A 22,147-nucleotide genomic window follows, 5' to 3' on the forward strand; every position below is an offset into this window, starting at 1 on the left:
ATGATGTCCGCACGCCCTGCGCACGTTCCTTCCAGCACTTCCCTCACCGGTGTCACGTGGCGGCGCAGCAGCCGCAGCGTGGGCATGAACAACTGTGTCGAGACGGCCCGGCTCAATGGCGAGCTGCTTGCCGTGCGCGACTCCCAGCGGATCGACGGGCCCGCGCTGCTCTTCGGCGCGCCCGCCTGGCAGCGCTTCATCTTCACCTTCACCGCAGCGAATTGACGGTTCGTCAGGCGGTGGGCGCGGTCTTCAGGATCGTGCCCACCGCCCTGTCGATCTGGCGCTCCGTCAGATCAGCCCGTGCGGTCAGCCGGATCCGTGAGATGCCGTCCGGCACCGACGGCGGCCGGAAGCAGCCGACCACGAGCCCGGCCTCACGACAGTCGGCGGCCCAGGCCACCGCGGCCTCCGGCGAGGGCGCGCGCACCGAGACGACCGCGGCGTCGGGCCGTACCGCCAGGTGTCCGGCGGCGGTGAGCCGGCCGTGCAGTTCGGCCGCGACGGCGCGGGCCCGTCCCGCCAACTCGGGTTGCATACGCAGCAGTTGCAGCGCGGCGAGCGCCCCGCCGGCCGCCGCGGGGGCGAGCCCGGTGTCGAAGATGAAGGTGCGGGCCGCGTTCACCAGATGGCGGATGACCCGGGCCGGGCCGAGGACCGCACCGCCCTGGCTGCCGAGCGACTTCGACAGGGTGACCGTGGCGACCACGTCGTCCGCGCCCGCGAGGGAGGCCGCGTGCAGCGCGCCGCGCCCACCCTCACCGAGCACCCCGAGCCCGTGCGCGTCGTCCACGACCAGGGCGGACCCGAACTCCCGGCAGGCCGAGGCGAGTTGGCTCAGCGGGGCGGCGTCGCCGTCCACCGAGAACACCGAGTCGGACACGACGAGGCCGGGCTCGCCGTGCGCGTCCAGGGCCTTGCGGACCGCCTCCGGTTCGGCATGCGGCACGACCTCGGTACGGGCGCGGGCGAGCCGGCAGCCGTCGACGATGGAGGCGTGGTTGCCCGCGTCGGAGACGATCAGGGAGCCGTGCGGGCCGAGCGCGGTGAGCGCCGCGAGGTTCGCCGCGTACCCGGAGGAGAAGACCAGGGCCGACTCGAAACCGCAGAATGCGGCGAGCTCGCGCTCCAGCTCCGTGTGCAGCGCGGTGGTCCCGGTGACCAGGCGGGAGCCGGTGGCACCCGCGCCCCAGCGGTGGGCGGCCTCGGCCGCGCCCGCCGTGACCGCCGGATGCCGGGTGAGTCCCAGGTAGTCGTTGCTCGCCAGGTCCAGGAGGTCCTGGTCCGCGGCCCGGGGCCGCAGGGTGCGCACCAGACCGGCGCGCTCGCGGCGCTCCGATTCTCCATCGATCCAGTCGAACGGCGCTCGCGGCATGGTGGAGTCCCTTTTTGTAGGCTGCCGACAGACCCTAGCCGGTGCCATGCCAGGTCAGGGTGTGGCGATACACACACCTCAAACGGGCCGTGTTGTGGGATCCCTACCTTGGCCGCAGGCGGTGCCGTGCGCGAAGATCGGCGCCATGGACCTGCTGAACACGCTGGTGGACAAGGGGTTGCGGCGCGAACTGCCGACCCGCGAAGAGGCACTCGCCGTACTGGCGACCTCCGACGACGAACTGCTCGATGTGGTGGCCGCGGCCGGCAAGGTGCGCCGCCAGTGGTTCGGACGCCGGGTGAAGCTGAACTATCTGGTCAACCTGAAGTCGGGCCTGTGCCCCGAGGACTGTTCGTACTGCTCCCAGCGGCTCGGCTCCAAGGCCGACATCCTGAAGTACACCTGGCTCAAGCCCGACGAGGCGTCCAAGGCCGCGGCCGCCGGCGTCGCGGGCGGCGCGAAGCGGGTCTGCCTGGTGGCCAGCGGCCGCGGCCCCACGGACCGCGACATCGCCCGGGTCTCCGAGACGATCGAGACGATCAAGGAACAGAACGAGGGCGTCGAGGTCTGCGCCTGCCTCGGCCTCCTCTCGGACGGCCAGGCCGAGCGGCTGCGCGCCGCCGGGGCCGACGCGTACAACCACAACCTGAACACGTCCGAGGGGACGTACGGGGACATTACGACCACGCACACCTATCAGGACCGCGTGGACACCGTGACCAAGGCGCACGACGCGGGGCTTTCGGCCTGCTCCGGTCTGATCGCGGGCATGGGCGAGTCCGACGAGGACCTGGTCGACGTGGTCTTCGCGCTGCGCGACCTCGACCCGGACTCGGTGCCGGTGAACTTCCTCATCCCGTTCGAGGGCACCCCGCTCGGCAAGGAGTGGAACCTCACCCCGCAGCGCTGCCTGCGCATCCTGGCCATGACCCGGTTCGTGTGCCCGGACGTGGAGGTGCGGCTGGCCGGCGGCCGCGAGGTGCATCTGCGCTCGATGCAGCCGCTCGCGCTTCACCTGGTCAACTCGATCTTCCTGGGCGACTACCTGACCAGCGAGGGCCAGGCCGGACAGGCCGACCTCGACATGATCGCGGACGCCGGGTTCGAGGTGGAGGGCGCGGGCACCACGACCCTCCCCCGGCACCGCGCGGACGCGGTCGCCGCGGCCGGCTGCGGTTCGGGCGCGAGCGCCTGCGGTTCGCACGAGGAGAGCGGCTGCGGCTCCGACGGGGGCGGCGGCTGCGGGCCCTGCGGTGGCCACGCCGCCGCCGAGGTGCCCGAGCAGGCGCCCGCGGACCAGGCGCGCACCGATCTGGTGGCCGTGCGCCGCCGCGGCGCGGGGACGGACCTCGCGCCCAATGCCTGAGTACTCCCCCACCGATCTGCTCGACCTGGACCGCCGGCACGTCTGGCATCCGTACGGCCCGATGCCGAACCGGCAGGAGCAGCTCCTGGTCGAGTCGGCGTCGGGCGTACGGCTGCGCCTGGCCGAACCGGCTCACGGGCAGCGCGAGTTGATCGACGGGATGTCGTCGTGGTGGTCGGCCGTGCACGGCTACAACCACCCGGTGCTCAACGAGGCGGCGCGCGGCCAGCTCGACCGGATGAGTCATGTGATGTTCGGCGGGCTCACGCACGAGCCCGCCGTCCGGCTCGCCACCCGGCTCGTCGAGATCACGCCCGGGCCGCTCCAGCACGTCTTCCTCAGCGACTCCGGTTCGGTCGCGGTCGAGGTCGCCGTGAAGATGTGCCTGCAGTACTGGCGCTCGGTCGGGCAGCCGCGCAAGCAGCGCCTGCTCACCTGGCGCGGCGGCTACCACGGCGACACCTGGCAGCCGATGTCGGTGTGCGACCCCGAGGGCGGGATGCACGAGCTGTGGCAGGGCGCGCTGCCCCGCCAGATCTTCGTCGGCGCCCCGCCCGCGGAGTTCGAGGAGTCGTACGCGAGTGAGCTGCGCGAGGCGATCGCGCGGCACGCCGACGAGCTGGCCGCGGTGATCGTGGAGCCGGTGGTGCAGGGCGCGGGCGGGATGCGCTTCCACGCGCCGGAGTATCTGCGGGTGCTGCGCGAGGCCTGCGACGAGCACGGTGTGCTGCTCGTCTTCGACGAGATCGCCTCCGGCTTCGGCCGTACCGGCGCGCTGTTCGCGGCCGATCACGCGGCGCTCGCGCCGGACGTCATGTGCGTCGGCAAGGCGCTGACCGGCGGTTATCTGTCGATGGCGGCGACGCTCTGCACGAGCCGGGTCGCCGAAGGCATCTCCTCGGGCGAAGTCCCGGTGCTCGCCCACGGCCCGACGTTCATGGGCAATCCGCTGGCCGCCTCGGTGGCCCTCGCCTCGATCGATCTGCTGCTCGGCCAGGACTGGCAGGGCGAGATCAAGCGCATCGAGACCGGCCTGCTCGACGGCCTTGGGCCGGCCCGCTCGATCGAGGGCGTACGGGACGTCCGGGTGCTCGGCGCCATCGGCGTGGTCCAGCTGGACCACGACGTGGACATGAAGGCCGCGACCGCGGCGGCCGTGCGCGAGGGCGTATGGCTGCGGCCGTTCCGGGATCTGATCTACACGATGCCGCCCTATGTGACGGGCGACGACGATCTGGCGCGCATCTGCCGTGCGGTGTGCGCGGCGGCGCGGGAGGGCTGAGATGGCGATTCTGGTCGTGAGCGGTACGGGCACCGAGATCGGCAAGACGATCACCACGGCGGCCCTCGCCGCGGTGGCGCTCGCCGCCGGCCGTTCGGTGGCCGTGCTCAAACCGGCGCAGACGGGGGTCGCGCCGGGCGAGCCCGGCGACGTCTTCGAGGTGCGGCGGCTCGCGGGCGAGGCGGTGACCGGGGTCGAACTGGCCCGGTTCCCCGAGCCGTTGGCGCCCAACACATCGGCCCGCCGGGCCGGGATGACGCCGGTGGGTCCCGAGGAGGTGGCCGAGGCCGCCGCGAAGCTGGCCACCGAGCACGATCTCGTCCTGGTCGAGGGCGCGGGCGGGCTCCTGGTCCGCTTCGACGACGAGGGCGGCACGCTCGCGGACGCGGCCCGGCTGCTCGGTGCCCCCGTCCTGGTGGTGACGCCCGCCGGACTGGGCACACTGAACTCGACGGCCCTGACCGCCGAGGCCCTGCGGGCCCGGGATCTCGCATGCGCCGGGGTCGTCGTGGGCATCTGGCCGGCCGAGCCGGATCTGGCCTCGCGATGCAATCTCGCGGACCTTCCCGAGGTGGCCGGCGCACCCTTGCTCGGCACCGTGCCCGAGGGCGCCGGACGGCTGGCGCCCGCCGACTTCCGTACCCGAGCGGCCGGTTGGCTCGCCCCGGCGCTCGGCGGCGTTTGGAGTATCTGATGGCTGTGTTACGGGCCCGCCTCGGGCAGCTCGTCGTGGACTGCGCCGACCCGGGGCGGCTCGCCCGCTTCTGGGCCGGGCTGCTCGGCGGGCGCCCGGTGGTGCGGGACTCCTCGTGGGCGTACGTCGATCCGCCGGGCGCGCCCAGGCTCGCCTTCCAGCGGGTGCCTGAGGAGAAGGCGGGCAAGAACCGGCTGCACCTGGACCTCGCGGTCGAGGACGTGCGCCGGGCGCGGGCGGCGGCCGTGCGGCGCGGGGCACATCCCGTGGGTGCGACCGTGACCGACGCCCAGGGGACCTTCCAGGTGATGCGCGACCCCGAGGGCAACGAGTTCTGCTTGGTGGAGTCCGCGGACGGGTGAGCGGGCGCGGCGCGGGGACAATGCGGGTAACGCGACGGCTGCCCGCCCGCAGGCTCAGGAGGTCCGACATGGCGCAGCGAACCAAGATCGCCCCGGATGCCGTGCACCACCCCGTGTTCGCCCGCTTCTACGCGCGCTACAGCGAGGCGGTCGACCTGAGAGCCGGGATCGCCGAGCACCGCCACGAACTGCTCGACGGCCTCTCGGGGCGCGTCATCGAGATCGGGGCGGGCAACGGGCTCAACTTCGCGCACTATCCGGCGGCCGTGTCCGAGGTCGTGGCCATCGAACCGGAGCGCACACTGCGGCAGTCGGCGGTCCGCTCGGCCCTCCAGGCGGAGGTTCCGGTGGACGTGGTGCCGGGTGCGGCGGAAGCCCTGCCGGTCAAGAGCGAGGCCTTCGACGCGGCGGTCGCCTCGCTGGTGCTGTGTTCGGTACGGGACCTCTCCAGGGCGCTCGGTGAGATCCGCCGGGTGCTGCGCCCGGGCGGCGAGCTGCGGTTCTTCGAGCACGGCCGGGCGGACGGCCGGGTGCTTGCGGCAGTGCAGCGCGGCCTGGACCGCACGGTGTGGCCGCTGCTGTTCGGCGGCTGCCACACGGCACGCGATCCGCTGGGCGCGATCGAGGCGGCGGGCTTCGAGATCGTCGGCCACCGCCGTCTGCGGGTGCCCGCCAAGGGCGTCGGCTCCCCGTCCTCGCCGTGTGTGCTCGGGGTGGCCCGGCGCCCCGCGCTCGGCCCGGACGAATAGGGGCCCGTGCCCGAGCGTGGCGCGTGGCCCTTACATCCGCCTGCCCACACCGGGCCCCCCGACGGATGGCGACGGCTCGGCCCCGGCCTCTACTCTCTTGTGCGGTACGGGAGTTGGAGCGGCCATGACGCCACAATCGGGGAGGCGGCCTTGTCCACACCTGCAACGGCACGCGCGTACGGCACGGAGCCCGCGCGGCCGGTCGCCGCGCGGGCGCGCGGACTCACCAAGGCGTACGGCAGCGGCGAGACCACGGTGCTCGCCCTGGACTCGGTCGACGTCGACATCATGCGGGGCGCCTTCACCGCGGTGATGGGTCCTTCGGGTTCGGGGAAGTCGACGCTGATGCACTGTCTGGCCGGGCTCGACACCGTGTCGGCGGGGCAGGTGTGGCTCGGGGACACCGAGATCACCGGGCTCAGGGACCGGGAGCTGACCCGGCTCAGGCGGGACCGGATCGGCTTCATGTTCCAGTCGTTCAACCTGCTGCCCACGCTCACGGCCGCCGAGAACATCACGCTGCCGATGGACATCGCGGGCCGCACCCCGGACGGCGCGTGGGTGGACCGGGTCATCGACACGCTCGGCCTGCGCGACCGGCTGGGGCACCGTCCGGCGCAGTTGTCCGGGGGCCAGCAGCAGCGGGTCGCGTGTGCGCGGGCGCTCGCGTCCCGGCCCGAGCTGATCTTCACGGACGAGCCGACCGGCAACCTGGACTCGCGGGCCGGCGCTGAGGTCCTGGCGTTCCTGCGGGAGGCGGTGGACAGCCTGGAGCAGACCGTGGTGATGGTGACCCACGACCCGGGCGCCGCGGGCCACGCCGATCTGGTCCTCTTCCTGGGCGACGGCCGGATCGTGGACCGGATGGAGCGGCCCACCGCGGAGGCCGTCCTGGAGCGGATGCGGCTCTTCTCGGGCGCCCGGCCGAGCCCCGGCGGCGCCCCCGACGACGTGCTGCGGAAGAGCTGACCGGCCGTGCTGAAGGCGACCCTGCGCGGTTTCCTCGCGCACAAGGGACGGCTCCTCCTGTCCGCTCTCGCCGTGGTGCTCTCGGTGGCGTTCGTGGCCGGTTCGCTGATCTTCTCGGACACCGTGGCGCGCACCTTCGACCGGCTCTTCGCCTCGACGTCGGCCGATGTGACCGTCTCTCCGAAGAAGCAGATCGACACCGCGCTGCCGTCCGGCGAGACACCCACCGTGCCGGCCGCGCTCGCCGCCCAGCTCGCCCGGGTCGACGGCGTCGCGGCGGCCCGCATCGACGCGGCCGTCTCCAACATCACCATCATCGATGCCCACGACAAGGCGGTGGGACCGACCACCGGCGGCCCCACGATCGCCACCAACTGGTATGTCACCCAGCGAAGTCCGGTGAAGCTGACGAGTGGTCATGAACCGCGCGGGCCCCACGAGGCGCTGCTCGACAAGGACACCGCGGACAAGAAGAAGGTGCGGATCGGCGACACCCTCACCGTGCTCGCCGGGCCCGGTTCGTTCAAGGTGGACGTGGTCGGGATCGCCACGTTCACCACCACCAACCCGGGCGCGGCCCTGGTCTTCCTGGACACCCCGACCGCCCAGTCCCGGCTGCTCGGCACCGCGGACGCGGCGACCAGCATCTCGGTCGACGCGGCACCGGGCGTCGGTGACGACGTACTGAAGCAGCGCATCGCGGACCGGCTCGGCGGACGGTACGAGCTCAGGACCGCGGCCGAGCAGGCGACGTCGGACGCCGCGCAGCTCGGCGGGTTCCTCGATGTCATCAAGTATCTGATGCTGGGCTTCGCGGGCATCGCGGTGCTCGTCGGAATCTTCCTGATCGTCAATACCTTCTCCATGCTGATCGCCCAACGCACCCGGGAGCTGGGCCTGTTGAGGGCGCTCGGCGCCGATCGCGGACAGGTGCGCCGTTCGGTGCTCCTGGAGGCGCTGCTTCTCGGCCTGGCGGGATCGACGCTGGGGCTCGCCGCGGGCGTCGGGCTCGCCGTCGGGCTCATCGCGCTGATGAGCCTGTTCGGGATGAACCTGAGCGCCGCCGAGATGGTGTTCAACTGGCCGACGCCGGTGGCCGCCTATGCGGTGGGTGTCGGCGTGACGTTCGTCTCCGCCTATCTGCCGGCCCGCCGGGCGGCCAAGGTCTCCCCCATGGCCGCGCTCGTCGATGCCGAAGTGGCGGGCTCCGGGCGGCCGTTGCGGGTACGGGCCGTGGTGGGCGCGCTGCTCGGCGCGGCCGGAGCGGCGGCCCTGGCGGGCTGCGCGAGCAGCACCAAGGCCTCAACCGCCTCATCGTTGCTGGGACTTGGCCTCGTATTCACGCTGATCGCGACCGTCGTCGCGGGTCCGCTTCTGGTGCGTCCGGTGATCCGGGTGCTCGGCGGGGCGTTCCCCGCGGTGTTCGGCCCGGTGGGCCGGATGAGCCAGCGCAACGCCCTGCGCAACCCGCGGCGTACCGGAGCGACCGCGTCCGCCCTGATGGTCGGCATCGCCCTGGTCACCGGGCTCTCGGTCGCCAGCTCCTCGATGTCCAAATCCTTCGACCAGCAGATCGACCGGGTCCTCGGCGCGGACTTCGTCATCCAGAACGCCAACTTCCAGCCGTTCCCGCAGGAGATCACCGAGCGGATCCGGGCGACGCAGGGCGTGGGCACGGTGGTGCGCCAGCGGTTCGCGCCCGTGCGGATCACCCTGCCGGACGGCAGGAAGGCCGACACGGCGGCGTCCGGCTACGACCAGCGGCTCGACGACGTGGCCCATCTGACGTACGCGGGCGGCGGCACCGCGCAGGCGCTCGCCGCCGACGGCCTCGCGATGGACAAGACGTACGCCCACGACCACGACGTGCGGATCGGCGACTCGCTGCCCGTGCTGTTCTCCTCCGGGCAGCAGGCGCGCCTGAACGTGGCGGCGCTGACCGACATGAACCAGGGCAGCGGCGGATTCGCGACCGAGGGCGCCCTCTTCATGGGCCTGCCCACGCTGGAGCGGTATGTGCCCGGCGGCCAGGACGCCGCCGTGTACGTGAACGCGGCGGGCGGCACACCCGCCGACCGGCTGCGCGCCGCGCTGAAGACCACACTGAACTCGTATCCCCAGGTCCAGGTCCGGGACCAGAGCGACTACAAGAAGCTGGTGCACGACCAGATCGCGGTGCTGCTCTACCTGGTGTACGCGCTGCTCGGCCTGGCGATCGTGATCGCGGTGCTCGGGGTGGTCAACACCCTTGCCCTGTCCGTGGTCGAGCGGACCAGGGAGATCGGGCTGCTGCGGGCGATCGGGCTCTCGCGGGTGCAGCTGAGGCGGATGATCCGGCTGGAATCCGTCGTGATCGCCGTCTTCGGCGCACTGCTCGGGCTCGCCCTGGGCATGGTGTGGGGGGTGGCGGTGCAGCAGGTGCTCGCGCTCCAGGGCCTCACCGCGTTCGCGGTGCCGTGGTCGACGATCGTCGCGGTCGCGGTGGGTTCGGCGGTCGTCGGTCTGGTGGCGGCGCTGCTGCCCGCGCTGCGGGCCTCGCGGATGAATGTACTCGCCGCCATCGCACACGAGTAACTCCCCGTCCATGAAGGAGAGTTGATGATCCGTCCGTTCCGTTTCGCTGTGAACATGGTGACCCCGGCGGTGGGCGGGGAGTGGCGCAAGCGCTGCCGCCGGGCCGAGGAGCTCGGCTACGACGTCATCCAGGTGGCCGACCATCTGGGCATGCCCGCGCCGTTCCCCTCCGTGGTGGCCGCCGCGTACGCCACCGAGCGCCCCCGGGTCGGGCCCTTCGTGCTCAACGCCGCGTTCTGGACGCCGGCGCTGCTTGCCCGAGAGATCGCCACGGTGGACGCGCTGACCGACGGGCGCCTGGAGGTCGGGCTCGGCACCGGATACGTACGCGAGGAGCACGAGCGGGCCGGGGTCGCGTGGCGCACACCGGGCGGCCGGGTCGACCATCTCGCCCGCACCATACGGGAGTTGGAGCGCCTCCTGGGGGACGAGGCACACGCTGGGCAGCTCGTGCAGCGGCCCCGGCCTCCGCTGCTCATCGGCGCAAAGGGCGACCGGATGCTGCGGCTGACCGCCGAGCACGCGGACATAGCCGCTTTCACCGGGACGCGGACCTCTCCCGTCGACGGGACGCTCACCGTCATGAACGCCGACGACCTGGCGGAGCGGATCACCACCTACCGGAGGTTCGCAGCCGGGCGCGAGACTCCGGCCGAGCTCAATCTGCTGATCCAGTGGGTGGCCGTGACCCGGGACCGGCGGGCCTCGGTGCGCGAAGCCCTGCACCGCCTTCCCTATCTGACCGAGAACGAGATGCTCGACCTGCCGATGCTGCTCATCGGCACGGTGCGGCAGATGGCCGACCAGCTGCGCGCCCAGCGGGAGCGCTACGGCTTCTCCTACCTCACGGTCCTCGACTCGTACATGGAGGAGTTCGGGGCGGTGATCGAGGAGCTGCGGGGCGAGTGAGCGGACGCCCGCGCCGATCGGGGTCCGCATCGATCGGCGCCCGTGCCGGTCGGCCTGTATCGATCGGCCCGGATCGATCGGCGTCCGTATGGCAAAACGGTTCGCCGCGGGTCACGGCCCGGTGGTGGGATGAACGCCATGAACGAGTTGCGCATCCGGGCCGCCGGGCCCGAGGACCTGGACGCGGTGCTTGCCTTCTGGAAGACGGCCGCCGAGGGCACCAGCATCAGCGACGACCGCGAGGGCGTCGAACGCCTCGTCGCCCGTGACCCCGAGACCCTGATCCTGGCAGAGTCCGACGGCGATCTGGTCGGCACGGTGATCGCGGGCTTCGACGGCTGGCGCTGCCATCTCTACCGCCTCGCCGTCCACCCGGACCACCGCCGCAAAGGCATCGGCGGGGCGCTGCTCGCCGCGGCCGAGGACCGGTTCGTCGCGCTCGGCGGGCGTCGCGCGGACGCCATGGTGCTCGTCCGCAACGAGCTCGCGCAGCACGCCTGGCAGGCCGCGGGCTACGGGCCCGAGGAGCAGTGGCGCCGCTGGGTGAAGCCGCTGGGCTGACCAGCCGGGTTCGAGCGGCCGGGCCCGCTCCTCTTTGCCAGTGCTTTACCATGGGTGAACCTCTACCCATCGACTGAAAGGTGTGAGCGTCCGCCCATGGGCGAGCCTCCCAGTACCAGCACCGCCGCGCGACACCGCGCGCACCGCCTCCCCCTGGCCGATCATGGGACGGAGGTGACCCGATGACCGAAGTGCTCCTCCTCCTGGCGGCCGTACTGCTCTCGCTGGTCTGCGCGGTCTTCGTCGCGGCCGAGTTCTCCCTCACCACCGCCGAGCGCAGCGATCTGGAGCGGGCCGTCGAACGAGGCGAACGAGGCGCCTCCAGCGCATTGAAGGCCGTACGGAGCCTCACCTTCCAGCTGTCCGGCGCCCAGCTCGGCATCACCGTCACCGGCCTCGTCATCGGCATGATCGCCAAACCGTCGATCGCCAAGCTCCTGACCGGCCCGCTCGAAGCGCTCGGCCTGTCCGCGACGACCGCGAGCTCGGTGGCCCTAATGCTCGGCATGGTGCTGTCCACCGTGTTCCTGATGGTCGTCGGCGAGCTGGTCCCCAAGAACTGGGCGATCTCCTCGCCGCTCGCCGTCGCGAAGGTCGTCTCGGCCCCGCAGCGCGCGTTCAGCGCGGCCTTCCGCCCGCTGATCAGCCACCTCAACACCTCGGCCAACCACCTGGTGCGCCGCTTCGGCCTGGAGCCCGCCGAGGAGCTGGCCTCCGCGCGCAGCCCGCAGGAGCTGGTCGCCCTCGCCCGGCACTCGGCCAAGGAGGGCGCCCTGGAGGCGGACACCGCCGAGCTTTTCGTGCGGACCCTCAGCCTCGCCCAGCTCAACGCGGAGAACGTGATGACGCCCCGCGTGCAGGTCACGGCGCTCGACATCCAGGCCACCGCCGAGGACGTCGCGAACGCGACCCGCGCCACGGGCCTGTCCCGCTTCCCCGTGTACCGGGGCAGCCTCGACTCTGTCGTGGGCATCGCACACATCAAGGACGTCCTCGCGGTGCCGGCCGAACGCAGGCGCCTGCACCCGGTGACGTCGTTGCTGCGCGAGCCGCTGCTCGTCCCCGAGACGCTCACCGTCGACCGGCTCCTCGACCAGCTGTACGGCAAGCGAACCATGGCCGTCGTCATCGACGAGTACGGCGGCACCGCGGGCGTCGTCACCCTGGAGGACATCGTGGAGGAGGTCGTCGGCGAGGTGCGCGACGAGCACGATCCGCACGAGACCCCCGACCTCGCCCCCGCAGGACAGGACGCCGACGGCCGCACCCTGTACTCCGCCGACGGCGCCGCCCGCGACGACCAGCTCGCCGCGATCGGCCTGCGCGTACCGGACGGACCGTACGAGACCCTCGCCGGATTGGTCGCGACCGAACTCGGCCGGATTCCGACGGTCGGCGACCGCGTGGACCTGGCCGGCTGGCGCATGGACGTCGTCGACGCGTCCGGCCGGCGCGCGGCCCGCGTCCTGCTGCACGCGCCCCTGAACCCCGAGGACGACCACGAGGGGGCTGGCCGATGATCATCGCGATCCAGATTCTGATCGGCCTGGCGACCCTGGTCGTCAACGCCTTCTTCGTCGGCGCCGAGTTCGCCCTGATCTCGGTGCGCCGCAGCCAGATCGAACCGCTCGCCGAGGACGGCAACCGCCGCGCGCGCAGCGTCATTTGGGGCCTGGAACATGTCTCGGCCCTGATGGCCGCGGCACAGCTCGGCATCACGCTGTGCACCCTGGTGCTCGGCGTGGTCGCGGAACCGGCCATCGCGCACATGGTCGAGCCGGTCTTCGACGCGGTGGGCGTGCCGACCGGGCTGATCCATCCGGTGTCGTTCGTGCTCGCCCTCGCGGTCGCCACGTATCTGCACATGCTGCTCGGCGAGATGGTGCCGAAGAACATCGCGCTGGCCGAGCCCGCGCGCACCGCGCTGCTGCTCGGCCCGCCGCTGGTGACGCTTGCGCGGGCGCTGCGTCCAGTGATCTTCGCGATCAACGCCTTCGCCAACACCCTCCTGAAACTGCTCAGGGTGGACGCCAAGGACCATGTCGCGGCGACCTTCTCGGACGACGAACTGGCCCGCCTGGTGACCGACGCGGGAGATGCCGGACTCCTCGACGACCGGGCGGCCGAGCGCCTGCACGACGCCCTTGAACTGGGACGACGGCCCGTCCGGGACGTGGTCGTGCCGCTGGACAAGGTGGTACGGGCCGAGGTCGGCACCACCCCGGAGGAGCTGGAGCGGCTCGCGGCGAGCTCCGGGTTCTCGCGCTTCCCGGTCGTCGACGAGGAGAGCCGCATCCTGGGTTATCTGCACGTCAAGGACGCCTTGGACGCGGCGCCGCGCGAGGTGGCCTTCCCCGTCGCGGCGCTGCGCCCGATCGCCCGGGTGCGCGCCGCGACCCCGCTCGACGACGTGCTGACCGCGATGCGGCGCAGTCGTACGCACCTGGCGGCGGTCATCGGCGAGGAGGGCAAGCTGGCGGGCCTGGTCACGATGGAGGACGTGCTGCGGGAGCTCGTGGGCCCGCCGGCGGCCGCGGCCTAGGGGAACACCCACTGGCCCTTACGGTTGCCCCGTTGTTCGGCTGCCCGGCCGCTCACGCGGCGGGTTTGGCGGGAGCGGCCGGGCTCGTGGTCTCGGTGAGGCCCGGGCCCGGCTGCCCCAGCTGCGAGGAGCCGACGGCCATCAGGACGGCGAGCACCGCGGCCATGCCCGCGGTCGCGAAGGCCGCGGTCCAGTGCACGTCGAGGAGGTTGGTCGCGCCGGCTGTCAGGACGGCGGCGAGCGCCTGGGCGAAGGTGCGGATGGCACGCTCGGCGGTGGCCTTCCAGAAGGCCGCGGTGAACAACATCGACGCTCGCTCTCTCGACGGCCGGTTCCGGCCGGGTTCCATAAAGTTGATGTGCTCCTGGCATACCGCGGAACGGGCTCCGCCGAAAGGGCCTGGTCGGCCTCCTTGTGATCACGGTCCCCAGGAGGGATTCGGCGCCCCCGGGCCGCCGTGGCATACCGCGCGGTACGATCGCTCCGCCATGGAGATGAATGCCTCATACACCAGCTTTGCCGCGATCGGGGACTCCTTCACGGAGGGCATGTCCGACCGGCTTCCCGACGGCTCCTACCGCGGCTGGGCCGATGTGCTCGCCACCCGCCTCGCGGCCCGCACACCCGGCTTCCGGTACGCGAACCTGGCCGTGCGCGGCAAGCTCATCGGGCAGATCGTCGAGGAGCAGGTGGCCGCGGCGGCCGCGCTGCGCCCGGACGTGATCACCCTGGTCGGCGGCCTCAACGACACTCTGCGCCCCAAGTGCGACATGGGCCGGGTGCGCGGACTCCTCACGGAGGCGGTCGAACAGCTCGCCCCCGCCTGCAAGCACCTGGTCCTGATGCGCAGCCCGGGCCGCAACGGCCCGGTCCTCGACCGCTTCCGCCCCCGCATGGAAGAGCTCTTCTCGTACGTCGATGAACTGGCCGGGCGCCACGGCGCGTTGGTCGTCGACCTGTACGGGGCGCCGGTGCTCGGTGATCAGCGGCTGTGGGACGTGGACCGGCTGCATCTGACCGAGGACGGGCACCGCAGGGTGGCGGAGGCGGTCTGGCAGACGCTGGGCCTGGACGCCGAGGACGACTGGCGCTCGCCCCTGCCGCCCGCGGTCCGCCCCGGCTGGGCCGCGAGCCGGACGGCCGACCTGCGCTTCGCCCGCCAGCACCTGGTGCCCTGGATCGGGCGCCGCGTCACCGGCCGCTCCTCCGGCGACGGCCGCAGCGGCGCCCACTTCGACGCCGCGCGGGGGCAGGCGTTCTGGGTCACACCCAGGGACGCGGCGGCTGCGGGGCCGGTGTCGGGGTGGGTCCGGGTCGAGGACTGAGCGATCGTCAACCTGGCTTCCCCGAGCCGGAGTTGTGGGTCCGACTGCTTGTGCCTTGAGCGACCGGGAGCGCGGAGACCCATCAGCCAGTCACCCTGCCGTGCTCGGCTGCGGTACCCGGGCCGCGAGGAACCGGGTGGTGCGGCGGAGCCGGAAGCCCAGCGACTCGTACAGCCTGATGGCGGTGGTGTTGGTGGCCGCGGTGTGCAGGAACGGGGTTTCGCCCCGCTCCCTGATGCCGAAGGCGACCGCGCGGACCAGGCGGGAGCCGAGGCCCTGGCCGCGGAAGGCGTCGTCGGTGCAGACCGCGCTGATCTCGGTCCAGCCCGGCGGGTGCAGCCGCTCCCCGGCCATCGCGATCAGCCGGCCCTCGCGGCGGATGCCCAGGTAGGTGCCGAGCTCCACTGTGCGGGGCAGGAACGGTCCGGGCCGGGTGCGCTCCACGAGGGCGAGCATCTCGGGCACGTCGTCCGCGCCGAGCCGTACCGCCTCCTCGTCGGGGCGGGCGTCCACCGCCTCGTCGACGAGCTGGACGCCCTCCAGGTCGAAGGTGATCTCCCAGCCCTCCGGCAGCGCGACCCGCACCCCCGGAAGCGCCACTTCGGCGCCGGGCCCGGCGAGCGCGGCCAGATCCGCCCAGTCGCCGGCGTCCGGGTCCGCGGGCAGCCCGAGCCAGGGCGACACGTCGGTCTCGTAGCGCAGCACCCTGCCGCGGACCTCGGCGAACCGCGCGTGCGGCCCGGTCAGCGAGGCGTACGCGGGGTTGTCCAGCGGGTGCGCCGGGGTCTCGGTGCGGACGGGCGCGTCGGACATGATCTCCTCGCTCGGAATCTCGGGATCTCGGCACAGGGCAACGCCGGGTGCGCCCGTGAACGTCGGGTGCACCCTTACATGAAAGATCCGATTCCGGTCACGCATTCCCGGACGAGCCGGATTGTTCACAAGGTGGACATGATCCCGAGTGCGCGTCCAGTGATCGTTCTTGGCATCCTGTGAGCATGTCGTCCCCCGCGCTCATCGACCTCGTCGACCAATTGCTCGCCGGCTCCGGCCCCTTGCCGATCGTCGCCGCCGGCGACCCCGTGCTGCGTCGGCCCGCCGAGCCGGTGGACGACCGCCTGGACCGCAAGCGCCTCGACCGGCTGATCGAGGCGATGCGCGAGACGATGCTCGCGGCCCCGGGCGTCGGCCTCGCGGCACCCCAGGTGGGCCTGCCGCTGCGGCTCGCGGTCATCGAGGACGCGGCGGAGGTCTCCGAGGAGATCAGGCAGGCCCGCGGCCGCGTCCCGCAGCCGTTCCGGGTCCTGATCAACCCGTCGTACGAGCCCGTCGGGCCGGGCCGGGCCGCGTTCTTCGAGGGCTGCCTGAGCGTGCCGGGCTGGGGCGCGGTCGTGACCCGGCACGCGAACGTACGCCTGCGTGCGCTCGACGAGCGCGGCCGCGCGGTGGACGAGGTGTTCACCGGCTGGCCCGCCCGCATCGTCCAGCACGAGAGCGACCACCTCGACGGCACGCTGTACCTGGACCGCGCGGAGCTGCGCTCGCTGTCCTCCCGGGAGGCGATGGCCGGCCGCTGGGCCCAGCCGACCCCGGCCGCGGCGGCCGAGGCCCTCGGGTTCGAGCTGGGTGACACCCAGGAGGCGTGAGAGCGGCCGTCACCGCGAGCCCACCTCCCGTTCCGCTGTGTGAGCGGCGCCCCCTCCCTCGGCAGCGAGGCATCGTCTCGTAGCAAGGCACAAACCGGGGTGGGGCGCTGGCCTGCAGAAATCGCCAGTAGAATCTCGACACGTGACTGCTGTGTCTGCGAAGCCTCGCATCCCGAACGTTCTGGCCGGCCGCTACGCCTCCGCGGAGCTCGCCGTCCTCTGGTCCCCCGAGCAGAAGGTCAAGCTGGAGCGCCAGCTGTGGCTCGCCGTGCTGCGTGCCCAGAAGGACCTGGGGATCGAGGTGCCCGAGGCCGCACTCGCCGACTACGAGCGCGTCATCGACCAGGTCGACCTCGCCTCCATCGCCGAGCGCGAGAAGGTCACCCGGCACGATGTGAAGGCCCGCATCGAGGAATTCAACGCGCTGGCCGGCCACGAGCAGGTCCACAAGGGCATGACCTCGCGCGACCTCACCGAGAACGTCGAGCAGCTCCAGATCCGGCTCTCGCTCGAACTGATGCGGGACCGCACGGTGGCGGTCCTCGCACGCCTCGGCAGGCTGTCCGGCGAGTACGCCGAGCTGGTCATGGCCGGGCGCTCGCACAACGTGGCCGCGCAGGCCACGACCCTGGGCAAGCGTTTCGCGACCGCGGCCGACGAGCTGCTCGTGGCGTACGGCCGCCTCGATGACCTGCTCGCCCGCTACCCGCTGCGCGGTATCAAGGGCCCGGTCGGCACCGCCCAGGACATGCTGGACCTGCTCGGCGGCGACGCCTCGAAGCTGGCCGACCTGGAGCAGCGCATCGCGGGCCACCTCGGCTTCGCGCACGCCTTCACCTCGGTCGGCCAGGTATACCCGCGCTCCCTCGACTACGACGTGGTGACCGCGCTGGTGCAGCTGGCCGCCGCGCCGTCCTCGGTCGCCAAGACGATCCGTCTGATGGCCGGGCACGAGCTGGTCACCGAGGGCTTCAAGCCCGGCCAGGTCGGCTCGTCCGCGATGCCGCACAAGATGAACACCCGCTCCTGCGAGCGCGTGAACGGCCTGATGGTCATCCTGCGGGGCTACGCCTCGATGACGGGCGAGCTGGCGGGCGACCAGTGGAACGAGGGCGACGTCTCCTGCTCGGTGGTCCGCCGGGTCGCGCTGCCCGACGCGTTCTTCGCCTTCGACGGTCTGCTCGAAACCTTCCTCACGGTGCTCGACGAGTTCGGCGCGTTCCCCGCCGTGGTCGCCCGTGAGCTGGACCGCTACCTGCCGTTCCTGGCCACGACGAAGGTCCTGATGGCCGCCGTCCGTGCCGGGGTGGGACGCGAGGCCGCGCACGAGGTCATCAAGGAGCACGCCGTCGCCTCCGCCCTCGCGATGCGCGAGCAGGGTGCCGAGCGCAACGAGCTTCTCGACAAGCTGGCCGCCGACGAGCGCATGCCGCTCGACCGCGCCCAGCTCGACGACCTGATGGCCGACAAGCTGTCCTTCACCGGCGCGGCCGGTGACCAGGTCACCGCCGTGGTGTCCCGCATCGAGGAGATCGTCAAGCAGCACCCCGCGGCCGCCGGTTACACCCCGGGCTCGATCCTCTGATCCCGCACCCGTGCTGAGCCCCGAGGAACTCCAGGCCGCCCGCGACACCGTCATCCCCGACGTGATCGCGGGCGGTCTGTCCGTGCTGTTCTGCGGCATCAACCCGAGCCTGATGTCGGGCGCCACCGGCCACCACTTCGCCCGCCCGGGCAACCGCTTCTGGCCGGTGCTGCACCTGTCCGGCTTCACCCCCCGGCAGTTGAAGCCCTCCGAGCAGGGCGAGCTCCTCTCGTACGGTCTCGGCATCACCAATGTGGTGGCCCGGGCCACCGCGCGGGCCGACGAACTCGACGCCGAGGAGTTCTGCGAGGGCGGACGCCTGCTGGCGGCGAAGGTCGAACGGCTCCGACCCAACTGGCTGGCGGTTGTGGGCGTCACCGCGTACCGCACGGCTTTCGGTGACCGCCGGGCCCAAATCGGTCCGCAGGACCACACGATCGGCACGACCCGGGTGTGGGCACTGCCCAATCCCAGCGGGCTGAACGCGCACTGGACCGCGCAGACGATGGCCGAGGAGTACGGACGGTTGCGCGTGGCTGCGGAGGGGCGCCTCGGCTAGCCCCCTCGCTGCGGTACGGCTCTTCGCGTGCGGGGCATCCCTGGCTGGTCGCGGCTCCGCGCCCGTTGGGGGCTGGCCACGCCCGCAAAGGGGGCGTTCCTGAAAGGGCAGGCGCACCGGCGAGGCAGGCGCATCGCGGGGCGCAGGCGCCCAGACCCATCGGACAGGCCCTAGGGCGGATCCACCTCCGTCACCGTCACGCTCAGGTCCCAGCCCGGGCCCTCCGCCTCCAGGTCGAGGCCCACGGCTATCCATCTGCCCTCGATCCGCCACAGGTTCAGGAAGTCGAAGCCGACGGCGAACTCCGCCCATGGCTCCGGTATCGCCTCGCCCGCGACCAGCCGGGCCTGGGCGCTCCAGAGGCTGATCCACTGCGGTTCCTCCCAGCGTCGGGTGAGCTCGGCCACCAGGGCGTCGTGGTCGGCGACGCATTGGGCGCGTTTTTCCAGGCGTTCCGTCAGGTCCTCCCATTCCTCCTCGTCGGCGCTCAGGCATGCGGAGTGATATCCCGGGCCGCTCACTTCCGCGCCGCTTCGGCTGCGCTCGGCGGGGAATTCCCGGGAGCGCAGCCGGTCGATGTGCTGGAGATACAGAGCGGTGGTCATGTCGTCAGTAAACCGCCCGGCACTGACAATTGGCGTGCCGTCAGCCGCCGGACGGCTGCCATCCGGTCAGGCGTCGCGGCGCCGCAGCGCCCACCAGCCGACGGCTGTCGCGAGCACCGTCCAGGCCGCCAGGACGGCCATCCCGCTCCACGGCCCGAGCGTCCCGGGCGGCGCCTGGAGCAGGATCTGCCGACCCGCCCGGTCCGGCAGGAAGTCGGCGGCGCCGCCGCCCTGCGACACGTCTCCCACCACGAACGGGAGGACCAGGAACAGGGGCACGAGCACGCTCAGCGCGCCGGTGACACTGCGCAGAAGGGCGGCGGCTCCTGCCGAGAGCAGGCTGACCAGGACCAGGTAGAGGGCGCAGCCGACGACCGCGCGCAGCGCGCCCGGGTCCGCGATGCCTATGCCGAAGCCCCGGTCCATCAGCGCCTGGCCGCCGAGAAAGCTGATCAGGCTGGCCACCAGGCCGACCGCGAGGACACTTCCGCCGATCACCGCGAGCTTGGCGCCGTAGAACAGCGTTCTGTTGGGCACGGCAGCCAGGGATATCCGGATCCCTTCGTTCTTGTATTCACCCCCCATGGCTATGGCACCGAAAATGATCGCCGCCAACTGCCCGAAATTCAGCCCGTAGTAGGAGAACAGCACGGGGTCGAAGTCCGTGCTGCCGGGCTCCGGGCGTCCGAGCGCGGCGCAGACGAGAAGGGAGAGGCCCGCCGTCGCCACGGGGACGGTCAGCAGGGAGCCCACCAGGGAGCGCAGTGAACGGACCTTGATCCACTCGGTGTGGAGTGCCGCGGGGAACGACATGGCCTAGGCCTCCTGGGTCTGGGGCGGGCGGGAGGATGCGTACTCCGCCTGGTCGGCGGTCAGATCGAGGTAGGCCTGCTCCAACGTTCCTTCCTCATTGGCGAGTTCGAGAATGGGGATGCCCTCGCGGGCTGCGATCGGGCCGATGTCGTCGACGCGTGCGCCCTCCACCGTCCAGCGTCCGCCCTCTTCCTGGACCGGGTCGAAGCCCTTGCCGAGCAGGAGGGTCCGCAGCCGGGCGCCTTCGGTGGTGCGCAGCCGGACCCTGGGCCGGATCCGGGAGTCGATGAAGTCCTGCATCGGGGTGTCGGCGAGGAGCCGGCCGCGGCCGAGGACGACCAGGTGGTCGGCGAACGAGGCGGTCTCGTTCATCAGGTGGCTGGAGACGAGCACCGTCCTCCCCTCCCGCGCGAGGCTGCGCATCAACTCCCTTGTCCAGATGATCCCTTCGGGGTCCAGACCGTTGGACGGCTCGTCCAGGATCACCACCGCCGGGTTGCCGAGCAGGGCGGCCGCGATCCCGAGCCGCTGCCGCATCCCGAGCGAGAACGTCCTGATCCGGCGGCCCGCGACCCCCGCGAGCCCGGCTTCCTCCAGAACCTCCGCCACGCGCCGCACCGGTATGCGGTTGCTCGCCGCGAGGGCCAGCAGATGGCTGCGGGCCGTGCGGGAGCCGTGCGCGGCCTGTGCGTCGAGCAGGGCGCCCACTTCGCGCAACGGCTCCGTCAGGTCCGCGTACCGGCGGCCGCCGATCAGTGCGGTGCCGGACGTCGGCCGGTCGAGGCCGAGGAGAATGCGCAGGGTGGTGGACTTGCCCGCGCCGTTGGGGCCGAGGAAGCCGGTCACCCGGCCGGGCTCGACCGCGAAGGTGAGCCGGTCCACGGCTCGCGTGGTGCCGTACTCCTTGCGGAGCTCTTGGACGTCGATCCTTGTCATGCCCCAAGCGTCGCCGTCCACGCAGGTCAGCCGCCTCCCCCGGCAGAGGGGAGCTTCTCCCCCGCACGGGGGAGCCGGATCGATCACCGCGCTGGGACGATGGGCGAATGCACCGCTCACTTCGCCCGCTGGCCCGCCCGGTCACCTACACACGCTGGCTGCATCTGCTGATCCCGATCGCGTTCGTGGCGATCTGGCTCTTCATCGACATGGACCGGGTGTGGGTCCTCGGGCTGCTCGTCGTGCCGCTCGGGCTGATACCGGCGGTGCGTCTCGAAGAGGGCATTCAGGCACAGCTCCTTCTCACTCCCGGCGAGCGCGGCAGGCCCGACGCCTCGATCGCGGCCGCGCCGTCGGCCACATGGCGCGACCGCTGGCGCACCGTGCTCTGGCTGGAGGCGCGGCTGATGCTGTCCGGCGTGGCGATCGCGGGCACCGTCTGGCTTCCCGCGTTGTCCGTGGACCTGGCCGCACGGGGGTTCGGCAGGCCGCCGTTGGTCTTCGGATGGATGGCGCCCTGGCTGCCGCCCCACGGCTGGCTCGTGCCGCTCGCCCTGGTGCCGTTCATCGTCATGCTGGCCTGTCTGGTGGCGGGCGGGAACCTGATCACCTTCATCGCCCGCAGGCTGCTCGGGCCCTCGGCCACGGAGCGGCTCACCGCACTCGAAGCGCGGACCGAGCTGCTCCTCGAGCGCAACCGCATGGCCCGCGAGATCCACGACTCCATCGGCCACGCGCTGACCGTCGCCGTGGTGCAGGCGGGCGCGGCCCGCGCGGCCGGGGATCCCGCCTTCACCGACCGCGCCCTGGCGGCGATCGAAGAGACCGGCCGGGCCGCCCTTGAGGACCTGGAGCGGGTGCTGCTCGTCCTGCGCGAGACGGGCCTGCCGGCCAGTCAGCGCCCCACGCTCCTGGAGGCCGACCGGCTCATAGAGTCGGCCCGCGGCTCGGGCGCCGCGGTCGACGCGGAGTTCTCCGGCCCGCTGGAGCAGGTGCCCGGGCCGGTGTCGCGGGAGGGGTACCGCATCCTGCAGGAGGCACTCACCAATGTGCTGCGGCACTCGGGGCCCGTACCCGTGCGGATCCGAATGGCCGTGCTGGGCAGGCGACTTGAGATGGATGTGACCAATCCGCTGACGGGAGCGGCGCCCGGCGGAAAGGGAGGCAGCGGTCTGCGCGGGATGCGCGAGCGAGCCGCGCTGCTCGGAGGGGAGGCGGAGACGGGGCCGCATGAAGGCGAGTGGCGGGTGCGGGTGCGGCTGCCGCTGGACACACTGATCTGACACCGCGCTGCG

Annotated in this window: 23 protein-coding genes; 17 read left to right on the forward strand and 6 right to left on the reverse strand. The window is 72.2% G+C overall.

From position 1 onward, the window contains the following. Positions 1-3 precede the first annotated feature (3 nt). Complete coding sequence (locus IE206_RS04595) at positions 4-225, forward strand: DUF397 domain-containing protein (protein ID WP_189960562.1); 222 nt, start codon at positions 4-6, stop codon at positions 223-225. 7 nt (positions 226-232) lie between these two features. On the opposite strand, the gene IE206_RS04600 is transcribed toward IE206_RS04595, so the two are convergent. Next, on the reverse strand, positions 233-1,375 hold the full coding sequence (locus IE206_RS04600; RefSeq protein ID WP_189960563.1) for an 8-amino-7-oxononanoate synthase: 1,143 nt from the start codon (positions 1,373-1,375) through the stop codon (positions 233-235). A 145-nt stretch (positions 1,376-1,520) separates the two neighbouring features. On the opposite strand from IE206_RS04600, the gene bioB reads away from it, so the two are divergent. From bioB to IE206_RS04655, 11 genes are all read left to right on the forward strand, one after another. Next, complete coding sequence (gene bioB, locus IE206_RS04605; RefSeq protein ID WP_189960564.1) at positions 1,521-2,741, forward strand: biotin synthase BioB; 1,221 nt, start codon at positions 1,521-1,523, stop codon at positions 2,739-2,741. Next, a complete protein-coding gene (locus IE206_RS04610) occupies positions 2,734-4,023 on the forward strand; it encodes an adenosylmethionine--8-amino-7-oxononanoate transaminase (RefSeq protein WP_189960565.1) in 1,290 nt (429 codons plus the stop codon). The genes bioB and IE206_RS04610 overlap by 8 nt, the downstream gene beginning before the upstream one ends. 1 nt (position 4,024) lies before the next feature. After that, positions 4,025-4,717 carry a dethiobiotin synthase gene (gene bioD, locus IE206_RS04615; RefSeq protein WP_189960566.1) on the forward strand — a complete coding sequence of 231 codons (693 nt, stop codon included), beginning with the start codon at positions 4,025-4,027 and terminating at the stop codon, positions 4,715-4,717. Further along, positions 4,717-5,079, forward strand: coding sequence for a VOC family protein (locus tag IE206_RS04620; RefSeq protein ID WP_189960567.1), 363 nt, complete (start codon positions 4,717-4,719; stop codon positions 5,077-5,079). Before bioD ends, IE206_RS04620 begins: the two co-directional genes overlap by 1 nt. A 68-nt stretch (positions 5,080-5,147) precedes the next feature. Beyond that, positions 5,148-5,828 (forward strand): class I SAM-dependent methyltransferase, encoded by a 681-nt coding sequence (locus IE206_RS04625; protein WP_189960568.1) that lies wholly within the window; start codon positions 5,148-5,150, stop codon positions 5,826-5,828. A 150-nt stretch (positions 5,829-5,978) separates the two neighbouring features. Beyond that, positions 5,979-6,797, forward strand: coding sequence for an ABC transporter ATP-binding protein (locus tag IE206_RS04630; protein ID WP_189960569.1), 819 nt, complete (start codon positions 5,979-5,981; stop codon positions 6,795-6,797). Between the two features lie 6 nt (positions 6,798-6,803). After that, positions 6,804-9,371, forward strand: a complete 2,568-nt coding sequence (locus tag IE206_RS04635) for an ABC transporter permease (RefSeq protein WP_189960570.1) — start codon at positions 6,804-6,806, stop codon at positions 9,369-9,371. A 24-nt stretch (positions 9,372-9,395) separates the two neighbouring features. Continuing rightward, entirely contained in the window at positions 9,396-10,280 is an 885-nt protein-coding gene (locus IE206_RS04640) for an LLM class F420-dependent oxidoreductase (protein ID WP_189960571.1), read from the forward strand. Positions 10,281-10,322: 42 nt separating this feature from the next. Further along, on the forward strand, positions 10,323-10,841 hold the full coding sequence (locus tag IE206_RS04645; protein WP_226598723.1) for a GNAT family N-acetyltransferase: 519 nt from the start codon (positions 10,323-10,325) through the stop codon (positions 10,839-10,841). 182 nt (positions 10,842-11,023) lie between these two features. Then, positions 11,024-12,361, forward strand: coding sequence for a hemolysin family protein (locus IE206_RS04650; RefSeq protein WP_189960573.1), 1,338 nt, complete (start codon positions 11,024-11,026; stop codon positions 12,359-12,361). Further along, entirely contained in the window at positions 12,358-13,383 is a 1,026-nt protein-coding gene (locus IE206_RS04655) for a hemolysin family protein (RefSeq protein WP_373300859.1), read from the forward strand. Before IE206_RS04650 ends, IE206_RS04655 begins: the two co-directional genes overlap by 4 nt. 52 nt (positions 13,384-13,435) lie before the next feature. Here IE206_RS04655 and IE206_RS04660 read toward each other — a convergent pair whose 3' ends face one another. Beyond that, positions 13,436-13,690: a holin gene (locus IE206_RS04660; protein WP_226598724.1), complete on the reverse strand. Its 255-nt coding sequence runs from the start codon at positions 13,688-13,690 to the stop codon at positions 13,436-13,438. Positions 13,691-13,871: 181 nt separating this feature from the next. Between IE206_RS04660 and IE206_RS04665 the strand changes: the two genes are divergently transcribed. Further along, on the forward strand, positions 13,872-14,708 hold the full coding sequence (locus IE206_RS04665) for an SGNH/GDSL hydrolase family protein (RefSeq protein ID WP_189960574.1): 837 nt from the start codon (positions 13,872-13,874) through the stop codon (positions 14,706-14,708). 90 nt (positions 14,709-14,798) lie between these two features. On the opposite strand, the gene IE206_RS04670 is transcribed toward IE206_RS04665, so the two are convergent. Next, a complete protein-coding gene (locus IE206_RS04670) occupies positions 14,799-15,521 on the reverse strand; it encodes a GNAT family N-acetyltransferase (protein ID WP_189960575.1) in 723 nt (240 codons plus the stop codon). 185 nt (positions 15,522-15,706) lie between these two features. Between IE206_RS04670 and def the strand changes: the two genes are divergently transcribed. The 3 genes from def (at position 15,707) to mug (ending at position 18,498) form a co-directional block, all read left to right on the forward strand. Then, positions 15,707-16,354, forward strand: a complete 648-nt coding sequence (def, locus tag IE206_RS04675) for a peptide deformylase (RefSeq protein ID WP_189960577.1) — start codon at positions 15,707-15,709, stop codon at positions 16,352-16,354. Positions 16,355-16,496: 142 nt separating this feature from the next. After that, positions 16,497-17,939 (forward strand): adenylosuccinate lyase, encoded by a 1,443-nt coding sequence (gene purB / locus IE206_RS04680; RefSeq protein WP_189960578.1) that lies wholly within the window; start codon positions 16,497-16,499, stop codon positions 17,937-17,939. 13 nt (positions 17,940-17,952) lie between these two features. Beyond that, positions 17,953-18,498: a G/U mismatch-specific DNA glycosylase gene (mug, locus tag IE206_RS04685; RefSeq protein WP_189960807.1), complete on the forward strand. Its 546-nt coding sequence runs from the start codon at positions 17,953-17,955 to the stop codon at positions 18,496-18,498. 170 nt (positions 18,499-18,668) lie between these two features. On the opposite strand, the gene IE206_RS04690 is transcribed toward mug, so the two are convergent. From IE206_RS04690 to IE206_RS04700, 3 genes are all read right to left on the reverse strand, one after another. Continuing rightward, positions 18,669-19,103, reverse strand: a complete 435-nt coding sequence (locus tag IE206_RS04690; protein WP_189960579.1) for a hypothetical protein — start codon at positions 19,101-19,103, stop codon at positions 18,669-18,671. 66 nt (positions 19,104-19,169) lie between these two features. Then, complete coding sequence (locus IE206_RS04695; protein WP_189960581.1) at positions 19,170-19,916, reverse strand: ABC transporter permease; 747 nt, start codon at positions 19,914-19,916, stop codon at positions 19,170-19,172. 3 nt (positions 19,917-19,919) lie between these two features. Next, positions 19,920-20,852: an ATP-binding cassette domain-containing protein gene (locus IE206_RS04700; RefSeq protein WP_189960582.1), complete on the reverse strand. Its 933-nt coding sequence runs from the start codon at positions 20,850-20,852 to the stop codon at positions 19,920-19,922. Between the two features lie 107 nt (positions 20,853-20,959). Between IE206_RS04700 and IE206_RS04705 the strand changes: the two genes are divergently transcribed. Beyond that, positions 20,960-22,135 (forward strand): sensor histidine kinase, encoded by a 1,176-nt coding sequence (locus tag IE206_RS04705; RefSeq protein WP_189960583.1) that lies wholly within the window; start codon positions 20,960-20,962, stop codon positions 22,133-22,135. The last annotated feature ends 12 nt before the right edge of the window (positions 22,136-22,147 follow it).

It is taken from the genome of Streptomyces violascens, assembly GCF_014649955.1.
In the GTDB taxonomy this organism is placed as follows: Bacteria; Actinomycetota; Actinomycetes; order Streptomycetales; family Streptomycetaceae; genus Streptomyces; species Streptomyces violascens.